The following is a 17,627-nucleotide window of genomic DNA, read 5'->3' as shown; positions in this document are numbered from 1 at the left end:
TCCAGCATCAGTCCTTTGTCCCGAAAATGTCGTCGAGCGTCATGGTCGCCCGTTTGCATGAGCGCTTTCGCGCTTACGGGCGTCATATAGTGTGGAGAGCGGTCAGCGACCCGCCGATAACATGCGCGCGATTTCGGGCAGACAGGATCCGCAATTCGTCCCCGCCCTGAGCTTGGCGCCGATCTCCTTCGCCGACCGGCATCCCTCCTTGATCGCGGTTTCGATGCGCGCGGCTCCGACGCCGAAGCAGGCGCAGACCGTCGGTCCTTCCGATTTGCCCGCGGCGCGCGGGGAAAGGAGCGCGAGTCTCTGGCGCCCTTCGACACGGTCGAGCGCGAATAATTCAATGGCCGCGTCCCAGGAGGGCGTCCCACCGCCCGCGTGAAGAACAAAATCAGCCCTGTCCTCGACAAAGACGGCGGCGCGGAACAGGCGTCGGGCTGGATCCGAGAACTCGACGAGGTCGGGCGCCGTCCGGGGGATAAGCAAGGAAGGCCAGTCCTGCGCAGGAACGTCGCTCGCCAGGCGATAGGCGAAGCCGCCATTGACAGGGATGCGCGTCCACCAAAAATCTTTCGGCAAGGAAATAGCTCGCCTGACCAGAAGGAATCCCTCGCTGGCGAAGTCGTGAGGCTCAACGGCGGCGGGCGTCGCCTTCATTTCGGGCTGGCCAGAGAGCGGATCGGCGAAGGGCGCGGTGAGGGAGCCGATGCGCGCCTGCGTCGCCGTTTCATCCGTCCAGTGAATGGGCGCGAAGATATGGCCCTCGGGCTGACGGTCGGTTGTAATGACCCGAAGGACGCAAGCGCCATACGCGGTGGAGACGCGCGCGAAGCCATTGTCCGCGAGGCCGCAGGCCGCCGCGTCTCGCGGATTGATCTCTATGAAAGGTTCGGACAAATGACGCGCGAGACGCGGGCTTGCGCCGGTGCGGGTCATTGTGTGCCATTGATCGCGAATGCGCCCCGTATTGAGCCGCAGCGGATAGGCTTGTGAAAGCTGCGTTGCGAGGGCAGGCGTTGCGGGCGTGACGAAGGCGGCGCGCCCATTCTTGCGAAAGAAGCGGCCGTCGCCAAAAAGGCGCGAGGCTCCCTTTGCCGCCCCGGCGGGGAAAGGCCATTGCGTGGGCTCCATTGCATCATAGGCTTCGTCGCTCAGCCCCGCCAATCCGCCGATATCGAAATCGCGCGCGCCGTCGTTCTCGAAGGCGGAAAGCGCCGCATGTTCACGGAAGACTTCGGAGACGGATCGGAAATGGAATCCGCGAAAGCCCATGTTTCTTGCGAAATCAGCGAAGATCCGCCAGTCAGCCCGCGCTTCGCCTGGGGGAGGTAGAAAGGCGCGCTGGCGTGACATGCGGCGCTCGGAATTCGTGACCGTGCCGTTCTTCTCCCCCCAGGCCCGCGCGGGCAAGAGGATATGCGCGCCGCTATTGATCGTGTCGTTCGAAAGCACATTGTCCGAAACGATGAGGAGCTCCAGCTTCTCCATCGCCGCGCGCGCCGCGTTCGCGTCGGGCAAGGAGGCCGCCGGATTTGTGCCGACAATCCAGAGCGCCTTTATTTTCCCCTTTGCGATCGCGTCGAACATATCGACCGCCTTCAGGCCTTCGCGCGTCGCCATGCGCGGCGCGTTCCAGAAGCGGCGCAGCCGATCGACGTTTTCGGGCTCGAAACCCATATGAGCCGCGAGGCTGTTTGCGAGGCCGCCGACTTCGCGCCCGCCCATGGCGTTTGGCTGGCCGGTCAGGGAAAAAGGCCCTGCGCCGGCTTTTCCGATGCGTCCTGTCGCCAGATGACAATTGAGGATGGCGTTGACCTTGTCCGACCCCTGCGCGGACTGGTTCACGCCCTGCGAAAAAAGCGTGACCGTCCGCTCCGTGCGCGCGAACATGTCGAAGAAGCGTGCGATGGCGCTCTCGTCGATCCCGGTCAGCGCAGCGGTCTCGGTCGCCGCCGGCGTGAGGCGGATAGCGCTTGCGAGCGCGGTCTCGAAGCCTTCGGTGTGTTCGTCGATGAAATCACGCCGAAGCGCGCCGGTCCGCGCGAGATGAGCGAGCAGACCGGAGAACAGAGCTTGATCGCAGCCCGGCGAAAGCTGAAGAAAGAGATCGGCGCTCTCCGCCGTCGCCGTACGACGCGTGTCCACGACGATGATGCGAGCGCCGCGCTCCTCCTTGTTGCGCAGGATGCGCTGGAAGAGAATTGGATGACACCAGGCGGCGTTCGAACCGACGAGAACGATGAGATCGGCTTCGTCAAGATCTTCATAGCAGCCGGGAACCGTATCGGCGCCAAAGGCGCGCTTGTGTCCCGCAACCGACGAGGCCATGCAGAGTCGCGAATTGGTATCGACATTGGCCGAGCCGATGAAGCCCTTCATCAGCTTGTTGGCGACGTAATAATCTTCGGTAAGCAATTGCCCCGAAAGATAAAGCGCGACTGCGTCGGGGCCGTGGCGTTCGATGATGTTCGAGAAGCCCCGCGCCGCTTCCTCGAGCGCGGCGTCCCACGAAACGCGCGAGAAGCCATGGTTGGCGCGCCGCATCGGGTAAAGCAGCCTGCCGTCGAGGCCAACCGTCTCGCCCAGCGCCGAGCCCTTTGAGCACAGTCGGCCGAAATTGGACGGATGCGCGGGGTCGCCCGAAACATGCGCACCGTCGCCATCTCGCGCGGCGAGCACGCCGCAGCCGACGCCGCAATAGGGACAGGTCGTTCGCGTCGCTAATGGCGCCGCCCGGATCGTCTCTGGCGCGCCACTCATTGTCGGCGTCAGTGTTGCTTCGTCGAGCATCAATAAACGTCCTGCTGATACCGTCCGGATTTCTTCAACGCGGCGACGAAGGCGATCGCTTCCTCGACGCTGCGCGCGCCGCATTCTGCGACGATATCAACAAGCGCGCGCTCGACATCTCTGGCCATCCGCTGCGCGTCGCCGCAGACATAGAAATGCGCGCCTTCGGCAAGCCAGGCCCATAATTCGCGGCCTGCCTGCCGCATGCGGTCCTGCACGTAGAATTTCTCTTCGCCGTCGCGCGACCAGGCGAGCGACAGCCGCGTGAGGAGTCCGGCCGCCTTCATCGCTTCGAATTCGTCGGCATAGAAGAAGTCGCAGGCCGCGCGCTGGTGGCCGAAGAAAAGCCAGTTCTTCCCCGTGGCGGCCGTCGCGGCGCGCTCCTGGAGAAAAGCGCGGAACGGCGCGACGCCCGTGCCCGGCCCCACCATGATGATTGGCGTCGTCGGATCGTCGGGCAGGCTGAAGCCGTGCGCTGGCTGCACGTAACTCTTCAATTTCTCGCCGGGCGCGATGCGCTCGGCAAGGAAGGTCGAGGCGACGCCGAGACGTTTGCGCTTGCCGACGACATATCGAACGGCGTCGACGGTGAGCGAAAGTCGCCCCTGCGCCGTCTTGGGGGACGACGAAATGGAGTAGAGGCGCGGCTGCAACGGTTCGAGCGCTTCGACGAAAGCCTCCGGGTGGGGGCGCGCATTGGGAAACTTCTGGAGCACGGCAAGCGCGTCCAGCGTTGCCCCGTCGCCATCGGGATCTTGCCCCTGCGCAAGGAGGCGCGCCTTTTCCCGCTGCGCGCCGCCGGTCATAAAGGAGACGAGTTCGAAAAGGGCGTCGGGCGCAGGCGAGAGCGAGACGTCGCATCGCAAGACCTCGCGTAGGGTCTTGCCGCGCACGGGCGTGAGATGGGAGGCGCCGAGCATGGCGATGATCTGGTCGACGAGACCGAGATCATTCTTCGCAAAGACGCCGAAGCTGTCGCCCGCCTTGTAATCGAGCCCGCTTTCGGAGAGATCAAACTCGACGTGCCAGGTCTCCTTCGCCGAGCCTTCTTTGTTTAGGCGACGGCGTGAGAGAAACAAGACGGGCGCGGGATTGTCGCGCGAACGCCCCGGAGACGATGGCGTTGCAGCCGGTTCCTTCACGCGCGGTTTGGACGTAGCGGGCGGCTCGTCAAGCTCGGCGGCGAGCGCTTTCAACATTCGCGCCGTGTCCTTGCCGCCGGGCGCACAGAGATTGAGCCTTGATTCCTTCCGGGCGGCGAGCGCGTCGGCGTAGCTCTCGCAATCATAGCCGCATTGTCCGCAATCCTGCTGCGCCATGGCGGCCATCATGCGCCGGCGCAGGGGGCGGCTCTCCGCAAGTTTCATGCGGTCGTCGATGGCGAGCGTCTGATCATGCCAGGGCGCTTCGCCATCATCGTTCGTGGCGCTTTCCAGAACGGCGGCGTTGGCCTGCGGCGAGAGCGGCGTGACGAGCGCATCGTCGGGCGCAGCGAAGCCGGCGAAGAAGCCATTCAGCCAGGCCCTTTGTTCGGGAGAGAAGGGCGCGTTTTCGGGAATGAGGCTTTCGGGCGGGGTTATGTGATTCATTCTGCAAACTCCGCTTCCGCAAGCCCACGAAGCGTTTCTAGGTCAAGCCGCCGCGCAAAGGATACAAAAGTTTCAAGCTCGTTCAGACGGGCGTCGCGATAGGCGCGCAGAAGGCTCGCAACGACTCTCGGCGTGTACTCGGCTTTCACATTTTGAAAAATCACACGCGCGATTCCGGCTTCTTCCGCGAAACCGCCCCCGACGAGAATGTGATATCCAGCGACGGCGTCGCCTTCGTCATTGATCGGGACGCGCGCGCCGATAAGGCCCACATCGCCGATGTAATGCTGCGCGCAGGAATGATGGCAGCCGGTCAAGTGGATATTGATCGGCGTATCCATCGGCGCGTGCGTCTCGCAGTGATCGGCGATCTTCGCGGCGTCGCTCTTCGTGTCGGCGGCGGCGAAGCGGCAGCCGAAGCTTCCCGTGCAGGCAACCAGGCCGGCGCGGACCGGCGAAACCTGCGTCGCCAATCCCAGAGCCTCGATCGCCTCGATCGCGCGGGCGATGTCACTGTCCTTCACGCCGGTAATGAGCAGGTTCTGCCATACGGTGAGACGCAGGCCGCCATCGCCCAGAGCGCGCGCAATTTCGGCGAGGCCGCGCGTCTGCGTGGGCGTCAAGCGGCCGAGCGGTAGAGAGACGCCGATCCAGTTGAGTCCGGCCTGCTTCTGCCTGTGCGCGCCGATATGCGCCTGTCGATCCTGGCGCGGCCGGGGCGCCACGGCGCCCTTGGGCGCGCGAAGGAGGGCGCGGCCCAGCTTTTCCTCCACCGCCGCCATAAATTTCTCGAAGCCCCAGGCGTCGAGCACATATTTCAGCCGCGCTCTGGCGCGGTTGGCGCGATCGCCATTCTCGATGAAGACGCGCAGGATTTTGTCGGCGACCTCGACAGCCTCGTCGGGATGCACGAGCACGCCGGCGTCGCGCGCGAAATCCTTGTGGCCGGTAATGCCGCCAAGCGCGAGGCGGAAATACACGCCGGGCTCGATCCCATGGCCGTCGGGAATGTCGACAGCCTGAAATCCGACGTCGTTGGTATCCTCCAACGCGCCGATGAGTCCCGCTCCATCGAAGGCGATATTGAACTTGCGCGGCAGGCCGTAGAGGGAGCGATCATTGAGGATGTGGTGGTGCATCGCGCGGGCGTACGGGCGCGTGTCGATCAGCTCCTGCGGATCGACGCCCGCCGTGGGCGTGCCAGTGATGTTGCGGACATTGTCGGCGCCGGATCCCCTGCTCCAAAGACCGAGATCCTGAACCGCTTCAACGACGTCGACGGCGTTCCGGGGCTCGATTTCTCGGATCTGGATGTTGGCGCGGGTCGTTACATGCAGATACCCGCCGCCCAGATGTTCAGCGAGATCGGCGAGGCCGACGAATTGCCAGTGAGTCACTATGCCATTCGGAATGCGCAGGCGCAGCATGTAGGACGACTGCGTGGGCGCGACATAGAAGAGCCCGTAATAGCGCCAGCGAAAATTGTCCGCGGGTTTTGGCGGAGCGTTCTCCTTCGCCTGTCTGACAAGACGCCCATAGGCGTCGAAGGGATGCTCCTCACGCTTCCATTTTTCCTGATCGGTCAGCTTTCCTCCCCGGGCCACGAGGCGGTCTTGCGCTTCGAAATGCGCGGCGTCGGGTCCCATCGGCTTTTGCGATGGAGCGGCCGGCGCTCGGCTGCGAACGGAAAATCCGGCGGTGAAGCCTTCGAGGTAGCGCTTCTGATCGAGCGTGAAATCTACCGACATGTCAGGCCGCCCTTCTCGATTGCGGCGCCTCGAACAAAAGTTCGTCGCGGATTTCCGCGATGCTGCCGCCGGTGCGGATAAGGTCGAGATATGCGCTCGCGCCGCTGGCGTCGCCGACGAGAATGGCGCCTTTGAGCCGGTCCCCGTCGATCATGAGCTTACGATAGACGCCGAGGCGCGCATCCTTGCAGACGATCTCTGAATCCGCCCCTTGCGCCATGAAATCTCCGGCGGAGAAAACACGCACGCCGGAGACCTTCAGATTGGTCGCGACGATGCTGCCGCGATACGTCTCTTCCTTGCCTGCGAACCGCGCTGCGAGGACGCGCGCCTGTTCATAGGCTGGCTCGACGAGCCCGTAGCATTGGCCGCGATGTTCGGCGCATTCGCCGATCGCGAAAATATCCGGGTCGCTGGTCGCGAGGCCGTTATCCACCGTGACGCCGCGATTGACCGAAAGGCCCGCCGCTCTCGCCAGTTCGATATTGGGCCGCACGCCGACCGCAAAGACGACGGCGTCGGCCTCGATCGATCGACCATCCTCGAACACGACGCCTTCGACGCATTCGTCGCCGCGGATGCTTATGGCGTTGGCCTGCAGCATTACGCGCTGTCCCTTTTCCTCGACGAGGCGACGCAGGATCGCCGCCCCCGCCTGATCGAGTTGGCGCTCCATCAACCTGTCCATGACATGGGCGAGCGTCACCCGCGCGCCGCGCTTTACGAGGCCATAGGCCGCCTCGAGGCCGAGCAGACCGCCGCCGATGACGAGAACCTTTGCGCCGCTGGCGCCGAGGCGCGACAACGCCGCGACATCCTGCATGTCGCGAAAGGTGTGAACCCCCGGAAGATCCGCGCCGTCGATCGGGAGGCGGATAGCGTGCGACCCAGTCGCAAGGACGAGCTTGGAATAGGCGACGCGCGAGCCGTCATCCAGCAGGACGATGTGCGCAGCCGTGTCGAGTTGCGTCACTTTCCTTCCGGTCGTCGCTTCGACACTATTCTTGCGCCACCATTCACGCGGCTTGAGGACGATGTCGTCGACCCCGATATCGCCCGTCAGCACGGAGGAAAGGAGCACGCGATTGTAGGCGAGATGCGGCTCTGCGCCGATAACATGGATTGCATATCGACCCGGCGCCAGCGCAAGGACCTCCTCCACGAAGCGAGTCGCCGCCATGCCGGCGCCGACAATGACGATGGTTTCCTTTTCCATCGACGTCATCTCAGGCCGCCTCGACATAGCGATGACGCTCGTAGAGGAATTGAAGCACACGCTGGCGGCATTCGAGGTAAGTCGGATCGGTCGCCAGCCCGATACGGTCGCGTGGGCGCTTCAGCGGCACGTCGAGAACCTCGCCGATCGTCGCCTGCGGCCCGTTCGTCATCATGACGATGCGGTCGGAGAGCAGCACGGCCTCGTCGACGTCATGGGTGATCATCATCACCGTATTGCCGAGGCGCTCCTGCAGCTTCATGACCTGATCCTGAAGATGCGCGCGCGTCAGCGCGTCGAGCGCGCCGAAGGGCTCGTCGAGCAGAAGGACCTTGGGCTGCATGGCCAGGGCGCGCGCGATGCCGATGCGTTGCTTCATGCCGCCGGAAATTTCCCCGGGGCGCCTGTCCTTTGCATGCGTCATCTGAACGAGCTCAAGATTGTGCATCGTCCATTCGTGCCGCTTGGCGCGCGTCGCCGTTTTGCCGAAAACCTTGTCCACAGCAAGACGGACATTGTCGTAAGCCGAAAGCCACGGCAGCAGGGAATGGTTCTGGAAGACGACGGCGCGGTCGGGGCCAGGCGCGTTCACCTCTTTGTCTTCAAGCAGCACACCGCCGCTGGTGGCGTTGGTGAGGCCCGCGACGATGTTGAGGAGCGTGGACTTCCCGCAGCCCGAATGGCCGATAATGGAGACGAACTGTCCCTTCTCGACCTTCAGGGAGACATTGTCGAGCACCTTGGTCGTATTGGCGCCGCGCGCGAAGACCTTGTCGACGTTTTCGATGCTGAGATAGCTGCTCATTCTTCTCCTCCCTCAGTTCGCCTGTGCGCCGCGCGTCGCCAGATTTCCGATGAAGGCGACAATGCGGTCGAGGATGAAGCCCGTAAGGCCGATGTAAATCAGCGCCACGAAGATGTCGGGAAGGCGCGAGGAGTTCCAGGCGTCCCAAATGAAGAAACCGATGCCGACGCCGCCGGTGAGCATCTCCGCCGCAACGATGGCGAGCCATGAAAGACCGACGCCGATGCGAAGACCGGTGAAGATGTAAGGCGCGGCGGAGGGGATCATTATTTTCCAGAAGAACTCTATGGAGTTGAGCTGCAGAACGGCCGCGACGTTGCGATAGTCCTGCGGGATGTTGCGGATGCCGACAGCCGTGTTGATGATGATCGGCCAGATCGAGGTGATGAAGATCACAAAGATTGCTGAGGGCTGGCTGTCGCGGAAAGCCGCGAGCGAAATTGGCAGCCAGGCCAGCGGCGGAACGGTGCGCAGCACCTGGAAAATCGGATCGAGTCCGCGCGTCGCCCATTGCGACTGACCGACAAAGGCGCCAAGCAGGACGCCAGCGACGCTCGCAAGGCCGAAGCCGACGCCGACGCGCTTCAGAGAAGTGAGGACGCGCCAGCCTAGACCCATATCTTGCGAGCCCGCTTCGTAGAACGGATGCATGAGCAACTCGTTCGCCTCGCTCCATATGCGCAGCGGCGAGGGCAGCGCCGATGTCGGGCCGATGCAGAGGAGCTGCCAGATAAGCAGCATCAGCGCCAGGGTGACGAGCGGGGGGATCACGGCCGCGAAGAATGCCTGTATATGCGCCTTGTATTTGATGAGCATCGGGGTGCGACGGCGACGATAGGCCTCCTCGATTTCCTCGTCATAGAAGGCGGCCGAGCGTTCATTGTTGGCGAGCGGCATGGTCATGTCTTGTCGTTCCCTTAGACTTCGGCGCGCTTGATGGACTGGCTCTTGAGATAGTCGAGCGGCTTCTCCGGATCGAAGACTTTGCCGTCGAAAAACGTCTCCTTGCCGCGCGAGGTCGAGGCAGGAATTTCCTTGGCCGATACGCCCGCGATTTTCGCCGCCTCGCGCCAGAGATCCTCGCGATTCACCTTGTCGACGAGGCCCTTGATGTCTGTCTTGGCGTCGAGCTTGTTCCAGCGCATGTCTTCGGTGACGAACCAGGCGTCATGGCTCTTGAAAGGATAGGCCGCGTTGTCGCGCCAGAATTTCATGCCGAATTTCGTGCCCTTGGCGGCGCGGCCATTGCCGTAATTGATGTCTCCCTTGAGGCGGCCGATAATGTCTGTGGCTGGCGTGTTGAACCATTGCCGACGCCCGACGATCTCGGCGAGCTCTGTCTTGTTTTCCGCCTTGTCGCACCATTGCTGGGCTTCGATTACGGCGGCGACGAGCGCCTTCGCGGCATTAGGATTCTTGTCCACCCATTCGGCGCGCATGCCGAGAGACTTTTCCGGATGCTTGAACCAGAGCTCGCCTGTCGTACAGGCCGTATAGCCAATACCCTGATTGGCGAGCTGCTCATTCCACGGCTCGCCGACGCAGAAGGCGTCCATGTTGCCCACCTTCATATTCGCGACCATTTGCGGCGGGGGAACAACGATCGTCGAGACATCCTTGTCCGGATCGATGCCGGCGGCTGCGAGCCAGTAGCGCATCCAGAGATCATGCGTGCCGCCAGGGAAGGTGACGGCGACCTTCACATCCTTGCCGTCCGCCTTTTTCTTTGCAAAGGCAGCCTTCAATGCGTCGGCTTTCACGCCAGCCTTCAGATCCTTGTATTCGTTGGAGACGGAAATGCCCTGGCAATCGAGATTGAGGCGGGCGAGGATATACATCGGCGTCGATGCATTGTTCTGAGTCACCTTGCCGGTCGAGATGAGATAGGGCATCGGCGTGAGAATATGCGCGCCGTCAATGCCGTTATTCGCGCCGCCGAGCACGGCGTTGTCGCGCAATGCGCCCCAGGAGGCCTGTTTCACAACCTCGACGTCGGGCATGCCGTATTTGGCGAAGAGGCCTTTCTCCTTTGCGATGATCAACGGCGCGGAGTCGGTGAGCGCGATATAGCCGAGGATCGCCTTTGTCGTTTCAGGTCCCGCGCCTTCCGCGAAGACGCCGCGCGGCAGGGTGGCGGCGAAGGCGGCCGCGCCCTTCAACAGACTTCGCCGATCGAGACACATGGGTGCGGGGTTGGATGTGCCGGACCTGTTCGACATTGCGTTCCTCTTTGTCGATCTCGCGGGCTGGGCCGGAGACAAAAAAAAGCCGCTGTCCGAAACAATCCGCGAGCGGATGTTCGGAACAGCGGCGTTGCTGCATGGTCCTGCGTCGGACCTGAGCGCCGGGAGAAGGCGCGTTCGGTTTACATCCCTGCAAGCCGGGCGCCAGAGCGCCGTAATGCGGCGAAAGCCATGGAAAACCGGGATTTGCAGGCGCCCGGCGCGTTCGCGTGGCGCCCGCGGGGCGCCGCGCGATTAGGCGGCAAGGCGCCAACTCTTTGAGCCGCGCGCTTGAAAAATGGCGTCACGGAGCAGCTCGGATTGCAAAAGAGCTCAGATGGGCGTCGATGTCACGCGCATCGAATGAGGCTCCCGAAAACGCGATGATGGACGGCGCTTCGTGGGCGTTGGCGATTGCGGCGGCGTCAAAGTAGTCGGGAGTGAAAACGCTCTGCGCGACGCGAAGCCCTTCCGCGGATCGATTGGCTTGCCCCCAGCGTCGCATCTGCGCATAGAGCCAGGCGGCCTGATAGGCGTCGGGACGTCCGGATACGCTGTCGCCGAAGATGAGACAATCAGGGTTTTCCTCGGCTTGGCCGAGCCGTCGTCCCGCCAGCGTGCGTCGCAAGGACTCGATATCTGCGCCGACGCGATCGGGCCGCGCGAGAAGCGCGGCGATTTCGTCGCGATTGTCAGGCGCGCGAATATAGTCGGCCCCTTTCAGGCAGGCGCGGATCAGGGCCTCGACGCGCGCAGGTTCGCTCTCTGCAAATTGTCGGCGGACAGCCAATGCCTTTTCGGGAGCCGGATGAAAAATCGCCGGACCCGGATGCAAGATGACGCCGACGCCCATGCCTTCCGCCACCGCGTTCCAGGGCGCGCCGACGCAAAATCCGTCGACATGGCCCTTGGCGAGATTCTCGACCATGTAAGGCGGCGGCAAAACGACAAGGCGAAGATCCCGGTCGGGATCGACGCCGCCTTCCGCCATCCAGTAACGCAGCTGATAATTGTGCGTGGAGAACGGGAAGGTCATGCCGAATGTTAGGGGGTCGGCGTTGCGCTTTTCCCGCGAGGAAACCACGGCCTTCAGCGCGCGCGCGCTGACCAAGGGGTCGTTGAGGTCTCCTTCGGCCGCAGCGAGGAGGCTTGAGTGGAGGCCCGGCGAAACGGTGATGGCGTTGCCGTTCATGGCGAGGTTCATCGCGGCGACCAAGGGCGCCCGCACATGGCTGAGGCCCAGGGTCGAGGCGATGGCCATGGGCGCCAGGAGATGCGCGGCGTCGTAATGTCCGATAGCAAGCCGGTCGCGAATATTGGACCAGGAAACCTCGCGCACGAGTTCGATCTCGAGCTCCTCGGCCGCGGCGAAGCCCTTGTCGACCGCGACGAAGAGGCTGGCGGCGTCGGCGAGCGGAATGAAGCCGATCTTGATCTGGCGGCTTGCGCTCATTTCAAAAGCTCCGAGGCCGTGATGATGGACTGCGCAATTTCAGCGATCTTCTTGCTTTCGCGCATCGCGACCCCGCGCATCAGCCGATAGGCTTCGTCCTCGGAGAGCTTCTTGGCCTTCATCAGGATGCCTTTCGCCCGGTCGATCGTCTTGCGTTCTTCGAGATCCGAGCGCGCGCGTTCCAATTCGCTTTGCAGCTTGGCGAAGGCATTGAAGCGTGAGATGCAGAGGTCGAGAATGGATTTGATCCGCTCCCTCTTCAGTCCGTCGACGATATAGGCGGAGACGCCGGCGTCCACCGAGGCCTGGATGGAGGCGGCGTCGGCCTGATCGACAAACATCGCAACGGGCCTGCGCACGGCGCGGCTCACCTGGAACATCTGCTCCAGTTCGTCGCGCGAGGGATTTTCGAGATCGATGAGAATGACGTCGGGGTCGATCGCGTAAACGCGTTTCAGCAAATTGTGCCGTTCGGCGATGCGTTCGACTTCCGTAAAGCCGGCGTCGCGCAACCCTTCTTCGAGAATCGCGGCGCGGATGGGGCTTTCGTCGACGATGATAATTTTCACGGGGTAGGGAAAGGGAGCGAAAGCGGCTCTGTGATCGTGCGCCTCGGCGAAACCGCTTTCTCCGCCAAGCGCTTAATTGTGAAGGGCATCCAGCAGTGCGTCAACGATTTTGACGACGGCGATGGCGCCGACCGTAATTGAAATGAGAACGCACGGCGTCTCCAGACAGCGCCAAGCGGCGCCGATGCTTGCGATAAGCCATGGGCGCTCCGGATTTGTCGACCGGTCGCGACAAAGCGTTGCGTCATAGCGGCGCCGTGCGCTCCCGATCGACATCGGCGAACGTCCCTGGTTTCGATTGGCGGAATGGCTTGGCCCAAGAAGCGGACAGCCTAGATCTTCACTTTGAGCGACATGCTCGCCTGCCAGTTCTTCATAATCTGCGGACCGTTCAGATTCTGGTAGACTGGCAGGCCGGCTTCGACAAGGAGCGTCCAATTGTCATAGCCGATGAACTTGCCGCTGATCGAGCCGCCGCCGAAGAGCTCGATTCTCTGGCCGCCATAAAAGAGCGGATTGGCCGGCATGGCGGCGCCGTTGATCGCCGGATCCCGCCCGCGAATCGGTCCTTGAAGCGAGGCGCTCGCACGGAAGGTCGTGGTGAGACCCGGTATCCACGTATAGCCGCCCCATCCATTGAATTCGTGCAGGTCGCCCCAGAGATAGCCTTGGCGGTTGGGCCCGAGCGGGAAGCGGCCGCGATAGGAGGCGCCCCACGACCATTGTCCCAGGTAACCTGCGTAAACAATGCCGGGCATGATGTCGAACGTGCCGGTTCCAAGTTGCATGCCGTAGAAGCCGCGAATGTTCTGCGCGGTTCCATTTGGCAGGATGAAGTCGTTGAAGGTCGCGGTGTTGCTGCCCGTCGGGAACGACACGCCGAGCGACATTTGAAAACGGTTGATCCCGTCCTGATAAATCCGATAGACGCCCGACAAGGCGAAATCGGAAATGCTCGCGGTTGCCGGGTAGTTTCTGGCGAGCGGCGCGATGCCTCTCGTCCCTTTGAAGACGAGCGCTTCCAGACTTTTCTCGACCATGCCGGCATTCAGCACGATGTTGAAATCCTTCGTCACGCCGTAACAGAGTCCGAGTATCTGCGTTCGATAGGCAATGTTCTGCGGAACGATACGGACGGGTTGCGTTGGGTTGAGAAAGAAGGGAACGGTCGAGACGACATATTCGTTCGAAACGGTTCGCGTTCCCATCTTGACGCCGGAGAGATTGCCAAGGGTCGGCGTGAGGGAGACGACGAGTTTGCCGGCGGGCGGCATGTCGACGCCGAAGACGCCAAGCGGCCCTGGGGGCGGCGCTGGAGGGGCGGCCGGGGCCGCAGGCTCGGGAGAGGCGGGTTTTCTGGCGATTTCCGCCGCTTGCGCGCCGAGCGCCACAAGGGAAAGCGCTGCGCCTGCAATATGGATTTGCGCGCGATTGCGCACATGGAAAAATTGGCGTCCCTTCTTCATCGTCAGCCTGCCGGTTCGTCGGGCGCCTTTCGCGTTCCGCAAAGGCGTCCAGCACAAAAAAAGCCGCTGCCCGAGAAGCGAGCGCCTGATGGCGTCTGCGCTTTCGGAACAGCGGCGTTGCTGATTGTGACCCGCCTTTGGGTCGATCCACGCGTGGTGGCTGCGAAGAAGTTTGCAAATATCAAGCCATGTGTTGGCTTGTGCCGCTTTTCCCCCTTTTCAAGGTTTCGCGAGCCCGGGGCGGGGCGCATGCAAAATGGTTTGCCGAATTTTCAGCCGGCGGTCTGGCGAAGAAGCGTACAGATCGCCGCCCTTTTGCGCGAGATGCGCTACGCCGCCTTCGCGTCGAGCGGCGCCATGTCGAGCCCGCGAAAGATCGCGCAGCGTTGGAAGGCGGCGAGGTCCGGCGGAGCGTTTTTCTGGTGGCAGAATTTCGCGACGAGCTTTGCGAGGCCCTTTATGTCGCGTCCGGTCGCCTGCGGGAACACCTTCACAAGCGCGTCTATGAGCGCGTCATCAAGGGCAAGGTCGAACTGCTCCGCCATCACGCGCCAGATGCGGGCCCGCGCGGCCTCATCCGGTGGATGATAGCGAATAAGAGCGATGCAGCGGGAGACGATGGCTTCGTCTATGTCGTCGACGCGGTTGGTCGTGAGGAAGAGAAGCCCGTTGAAATATTCCAGCACGCGCAGAAACACGCCGACGACGGCGTTCATCGCGATATTGTCGTCTCGCCGCTTGATATAGACGTCGGCCTCGTCGATCAGCATCACTGCGCCCCAGCGCTGGGCGCGCGTCAATATTTCCTTGAGGGCGGTCTCCATGGCGGCGACGTTGAGGCCGAGCTGCCCCGAATGCACGCGATAAAGCGGGCGCTGGATGATCTCCGAGTAAACCTCCGCCGTCAGCGTCTTGCCGACCCCGGGCGGGCCGGCGCAGAGAACCGTCGTGCCGCCGGATTTGCCCTGCACGATGTCCTCCATCAGCACATCCATCTCGGCGGTGAGAATGTCGATGAGGTCCGTCTGCTCTGGCGGCAAGATGAGTTTCTGCTTGAGCGCGGGCTTGTATTCGTATGGCCGCATCTGATCGACATGCACCCAGACATATTGGTGCAGGTCGAGATGAAACATGAAGAGATAGGGGTGGACGGGGACGCGGGTGAAAAGCCTTTCCGGGATCCGCGCCTGCATCGCGGCCAGCTCGTCTTCCGCCGCGAAGCGGTTGCTCTTGCCGGCCTTGCGCAGGAAGTGGCCGAGAATGTCGCCGGGGGCTTCCAGCGTGAGGCTGCGCGCGGAAAGAACCCCCTCGTCATTGACGAGCCGCGCTTCGGCGCCGCTCGTCGAGAGCACGACAATGTCCTTGCGCGCCCAGTCCGTGTCACGATGGGTGGCGTTGGGGTCCTCGGCGTGGAAGCCGACGCCATTGGCGCTGAACTGCTGGCCGTAGCGGCCGCGCCATTTGAAATAGGTTTCGCTCGACGCCTCGAAGGCCGCCACGAGTTCAGGCGTTTCGCGCAGAAAGCCCTTGGCCGCGAGGATCTCGCTCACCGTGCGGCCGGCGAGATCGGCCGCCATGATGCGGATCATGCTCGACTGGAGCGTCCCCTTGGCGTTGGCTTTCATCTCGATAAGGATCTTGCCGGCTTCGTCATTCGACGCCGGAACATAATCGAGGCGCGTCACGAGATAGGGCAGGGGCCGCGCGGCGACGCTCGCCGTGAAGAGCCACCCATGGATCGGGCGCGCCGTCAGATAGCGCACAAGGGCCGGAAGCACGTCCTCGAGATCGCCGCTTTCAAAACGCTGGCCTTCGGCGGCGAGCGCGACGCGCAGCGTTGCGAGCTGCGCGGCGCGGGCGCGCAATTCAGGACCGGAGCTGCGGTAACGGTCTTCGAGGAAGTCCAGCTCGTCGCCGGAGAGATGGCCAAGATCGACTTCCACGCGGTCGCTGAAACGCAGTTGCGACGCAAGCGCGCCATGGACCGGGAAACGCGCGATCAGGGCCTCAATGTCATTTTTCTCGATTTCGATATTCATGGCTTCAGCCGCCGCTCGTCTGGATAGGGAGGAAGCGTGAGGATGCGCGGATCTTCGACGGCGCCGCCGACAGTGAAGTGGTAGACATCCTGAAACTGCATGTCGCCCGGCGCGAGGCCGATGAAAGCGTGAACCTCATCGTCGAAAAAGCAGCCGATGCCGGCGCCGGCCATTCCCACCGCGGTCGCCCAGAGGTAAAGCGCCTGGCCGATGAGCCCCGCTTCCCAATGCAGGCGCCGGTATGCATGGGGGCCGTCCTCTGTGAGCGTGCGCTCGAAATCCGCGATCATCGCAACGGCAAAACATCCTTTTCCCGCGATCGGCTGAAGGCAAGAGGCGCGCGTGGCTTCGCGCTCGACCGCGCCGGCGCGCAGGCGGAAGAGAGGGAGCGACGTGAGACCGGTGGCCGCCCATGCGAAATCCGGGGAGAACGCCTGGCGCAGCCGCGCGACCGCGTCGTCTTGTCGCGCAAGGAGGTAGAGCCCGGGCTCGAGGCCCTGGACGCGATGGACATAGAAGAGAAGGGTCAGCCTTGGCGGCCAGGGGAAAGCGGAGAGCAGGGGCGCGGCGCCTGGCAGCGTCGCGGCGCAGATGCGGCGGAAGGCGTCGAGTGAGAGCGTGGCCTCCCCGTCCATGCGCTGCACGCTGCGGCGCGCGCGGACAACGTCGCCGATAGAAGGGCCGGCGAAGGGTTGCGCTGGATGCGCAGCCGACGGCGCTAGCCCCGCGGTCATCGGCTTGAAACAAAGCCGCAGGGCTCGATCGACGACGGGCCAACCGTCATGATCCTCGCTGAGTCGATTGGCGACCCCAAGGAAGCAGCGAGGCGCCTCGAGCAGCGATTTCGTGTCGAGGGCCGGCGATGCAGCGCCGTCGGTGGCGATCCAGAGCAGAAGATCCGCGTGTTCTTCTTCCCGCCGGTGGAAGGCGTCGGCGCGGTCGAGCCCTATGAGCGCGCCGATGTCATCGTCTGAAGGCGGCGTCAGCGCCTCTGCGCGCCAGCCGAGCGCCGCAGCCGCTTGCGCTACGGCGCCAATGGCGTGCCCGGCGTCGAGCTGACAATAGCGATAGGCGCGCTCGCCATATTTCCAGGATTCGCGCCACGGAATCGCGCTGAGCGCGACGAGGAAGCCGCCATCGGGAAAAACCTGCGCCGCTTCATAACGCGCGCGCTCTTCGAGGCCATGCGCCATTGGCGCGTAATGAAAAAGGCCTGCCGCAGCGTCGCCCGGAAGCGCGTTCAGCAGCAGATAGGCTTCCGTCGGGTGGAGGTTGCCGGAGGACGGATTGTTGCGCACCGCCCACGTCGCGCCTTCGACGCTCTTCCAGGCGCTGAGGCCGAAGGCGAGCTCAAGAAAGAGTCCAAGCGACGAAAGATCAAGCGTCGCGGCGGCGGGCGCAGGGCCGGGAAAGCTCGGGGTCGGGCCGTCGCTCAATGGCAGCTCGATCAACTGCGCGCCCTCGAAACGCCGATAGGGCGAGGGTTGCGACGTCCAGTCGAGAAAGGCGGGCCCGAGCGCATAGCGCGTCGACGCGTGCTTTGTGCGCGCGTGATAGCCGCGAATGTCGGTGGGCAAAGCGTCGGGATTGGCGTTCATCGAGACGATCGTCTCGCAATGGCGCGGAATTTGATCGGCATGCCGGGCGTCTCTCCGATGACGGACGACGCCGACATTCAAGAAGGGCGCCCATCGTTGAGATTCGGCGACTCAGTCTAAAATCAGTCG

12 protein-coding genes are annotated in these 17,627 nt (G+C 63.2%); all 12 read right to left on the bottom strand.

Annotation, left to right across the window (positions count from 1 at the left end; translation table 11 throughout):
- Positions 1–102: 102 nt before the first annotated feature.
- The 12 genes from ACPFMJ_RS12430 to ACPFMJ_RS12375 all read right to left on the bottom strand — a co-directional run bounded on the left by ACPFMJ_RS12430 (position 103) and on the right by ACPFMJ_RS12375 (position 17,579).
- Entirely contained in the window at positions 103–2,763 is a 2,661-nt protein-coding gene (locus tag ACPFMJ_RS12430; protein WP_424363855.1) for a molybdopterin-dependent oxidoreductase, read from the bottom strand.
- Positions 2,764–2,792: 29 nt separating this feature from the next.
- Positions 2,793–4,382: a sulfite reductase subunit alpha gene (locus ACPFMJ_RS12425; RefSeq protein WP_424360331.1), complete on the bottom strand. Its 1,590-nt coding sequence runs from the start codon at positions 4,380–4,382 to the stop codon at positions 2,793–2,795.
- Positions 4,379–6,130, bottom strand: coding sequence for a NirA family protein (locus ACPFMJ_RS12420; RefSeq protein ID WP_424360330.1), 1,752 nt, complete (start codon positions 6,128–6,130; stop codon positions 4,379–4,381). The genes ACPFMJ_RS12425 and ACPFMJ_RS12420 overlap by 4 nt, the downstream gene beginning before the upstream one ends.
- Position 6,131: 1 nt before the next feature.
- Positions 6,132–7,346: an NAD(P)/FAD-dependent oxidoreductase gene (locus ACPFMJ_RS12415; protein ID WP_424363854.1), complete on the bottom strand. Its 1,215-nt coding sequence runs from the start codon at positions 7,344–7,346 to the stop codon at positions 6,132–6,134.
- A gap of 10 nt (positions 7,347–7,356) precedes the next feature.
- Positions 7,357–8,151, bottom strand: coding sequence for an ABC transporter ATP-binding protein (locus ACPFMJ_RS12410; protein ID WP_424360329.1), 795 nt, complete (start codon positions 8,149–8,151; stop codon positions 7,357–7,359).
- Positions 8,152–8,163: 12 nt separating this feature from the next.
- Positions 8,164–9,054, bottom strand: a complete 891-nt coding sequence (ntrB, locus tag ACPFMJ_RS12405; RefSeq protein ID WP_424360328.1) for a nitrate ABC transporter permease — start codon at positions 9,052–9,054, stop codon at positions 8,164–8,166.
- Between the two features lie 14 nt (positions 9,055–9,068).
- Positions 9,069–10,370 carry a CmpA/NrtA family ABC transporter substrate-binding protein gene (locus ACPFMJ_RS12400; RefSeq protein WP_424360327.1) on the bottom strand — a complete coding sequence of 434 codons (1,302 nt, stop codon included), beginning with the start codon at positions 10,368–10,370 and terminating at the stop codon, positions 9,069–9,071.
- A gap of 307 nt (positions 10,371–10,677) precedes the next feature.
- On the bottom strand, positions 10,678–11,826 hold the full coding sequence (locus ACPFMJ_RS12395; protein WP_424360326.1) for a CmpA/NrtA family ABC transporter substrate-binding protein: 1,149 nt from the start codon (positions 11,824–11,826) through the stop codon (positions 10,678–10,680).
- Entirely contained in the window at positions 11,823–12,395 is a 573-nt protein-coding gene (locus ACPFMJ_RS12390) for an ANTAR domain-containing response regulator (protein WP_424360325.1), read from the bottom strand. The genes ACPFMJ_RS12395 and ACPFMJ_RS12390 overlap by 4 nt, the downstream gene beginning before the upstream one ends.
- A gap of 332 nt (positions 12,396–12,727) precedes the next feature.
- The gene (locus ACPFMJ_RS12385) at positions 12,728–13,861 is read right to left on the bottom strand and encodes an alpha-amylase (protein ID WP_424360324.1); all 1,134 of its coding nucleotides are present in this window, start codon (positions 13,859–13,861) and stop codon (positions 12,728–12,730) included.
- 329 nt (positions 13,862–14,190) lie between these two features.
- On the bottom strand, positions 14,191–15,900 hold the full coding sequence (locus ACPFMJ_RS12380) for an AAA family ATPase (protein ID WP_424360323.1): 1,710 nt from the start codon (positions 15,898–15,900) through the stop codon (positions 14,191–14,193).
- Positions 15,897–17,579, bottom strand: a complete 1,683-nt coding sequence (locus tag ACPFMJ_RS12375; RefSeq protein WP_424360322.1) for a SagB/ThcOx family dehydrogenase — start codon at positions 17,577–17,579, stop codon at positions 15,897–15,899. Before ACPFMJ_RS12375 ends, ACPFMJ_RS12380 begins: the two co-directional genes overlap by 4 nt.
- Positions 17,580–17,627 lie beyond the last annotated feature (48 nt).

Origin of the sequence: Methylocystis parvus, from assembly GCF_049675845.1 — a bacterium.
GTDB lineage: Bacteria > Pseudomonadota > Alphaproteobacteria > Rhizobiales > Beijerinckiaceae > Methylocystis > Methylocystis parvus_A.
The sequence above is the reverse complement of the archived record's forward strand: the minus strand, read 5'-3'. Positions and strand labels throughout refer to the sequence as shown.

Bases quoted from the DNA above. Each gene is read 5' to 3' on its own strand.
- ACPFMJ_RS12430 (WP_424363855.1), bottom strand. From the start codon at position 2,763: ATGAGTGGCGCGCCAGAGACGATCCGGGCGGCGCCATTAGCGACGCGA.
- ACPFMJ_RS12425 (WP_424360331.1), bottom strand. From the start codon at position 4,382: ATGAATCACATAACCCCGCCCGAAAGCCTCATTCCCGAAAACGCGCCC.
- ACPFMJ_RS12420 (WP_424360330.1), bottom strand. From the start codon at position 6,130: ATGTCGGTAGATTTCACGCTCGATCAGAAGCGCTACCTCGAAGGCTTC.
- ACPFMJ_RS12415 (WP_424363854.1), bottom strand. From the start codon at position 7,346: ATGGAAAAGGAAACCATCGTCATTGTCGGCGCCGGCATGGCGGCGACT.
- ACPFMJ_RS12410 (WP_424360329.1), bottom strand. From the start codon at position 8,151: ATGAGCAGCTATCTCAGCATCGAAAACGTCGACAAGGTCTTCGCGCGC.
- ntrB (WP_424360328.1), bottom strand. From the start codon at position 9,054: ATGACCATGCCGCTCGCCAACAATGAACGCTCGGCCGCCTTCTATGAC.
- ACPFMJ_RS12400 (WP_424360327.1), bottom strand. From the start codon at position 10,370: ATGTCGAACAGGTCCGGCACATCCAACCCCGCACCCATGTGTCTCGAT.
- ACPFMJ_RS12395 (WP_424360326.1), bottom strand. From the start codon at position 11,826: ATGAGCGCAAGCCGCCAGATCAAGATCGGCTTCATTCCGCTCGCCGAC.
- ACPFMJ_RS12385 (WP_424360324.1), bottom strand. From the start codon at position 13,861: ATGAAGAAGGGACGCCAATTTTTCCATGTGCGCAATCGCGCGCAAATC.
- ACPFMJ_RS12380 (WP_424360323.1), bottom strand. From the start codon at position 15,900: ATGAATATCGAAATCGAGAAAAATGACATTGAGGCCCTGATCGCGCGT.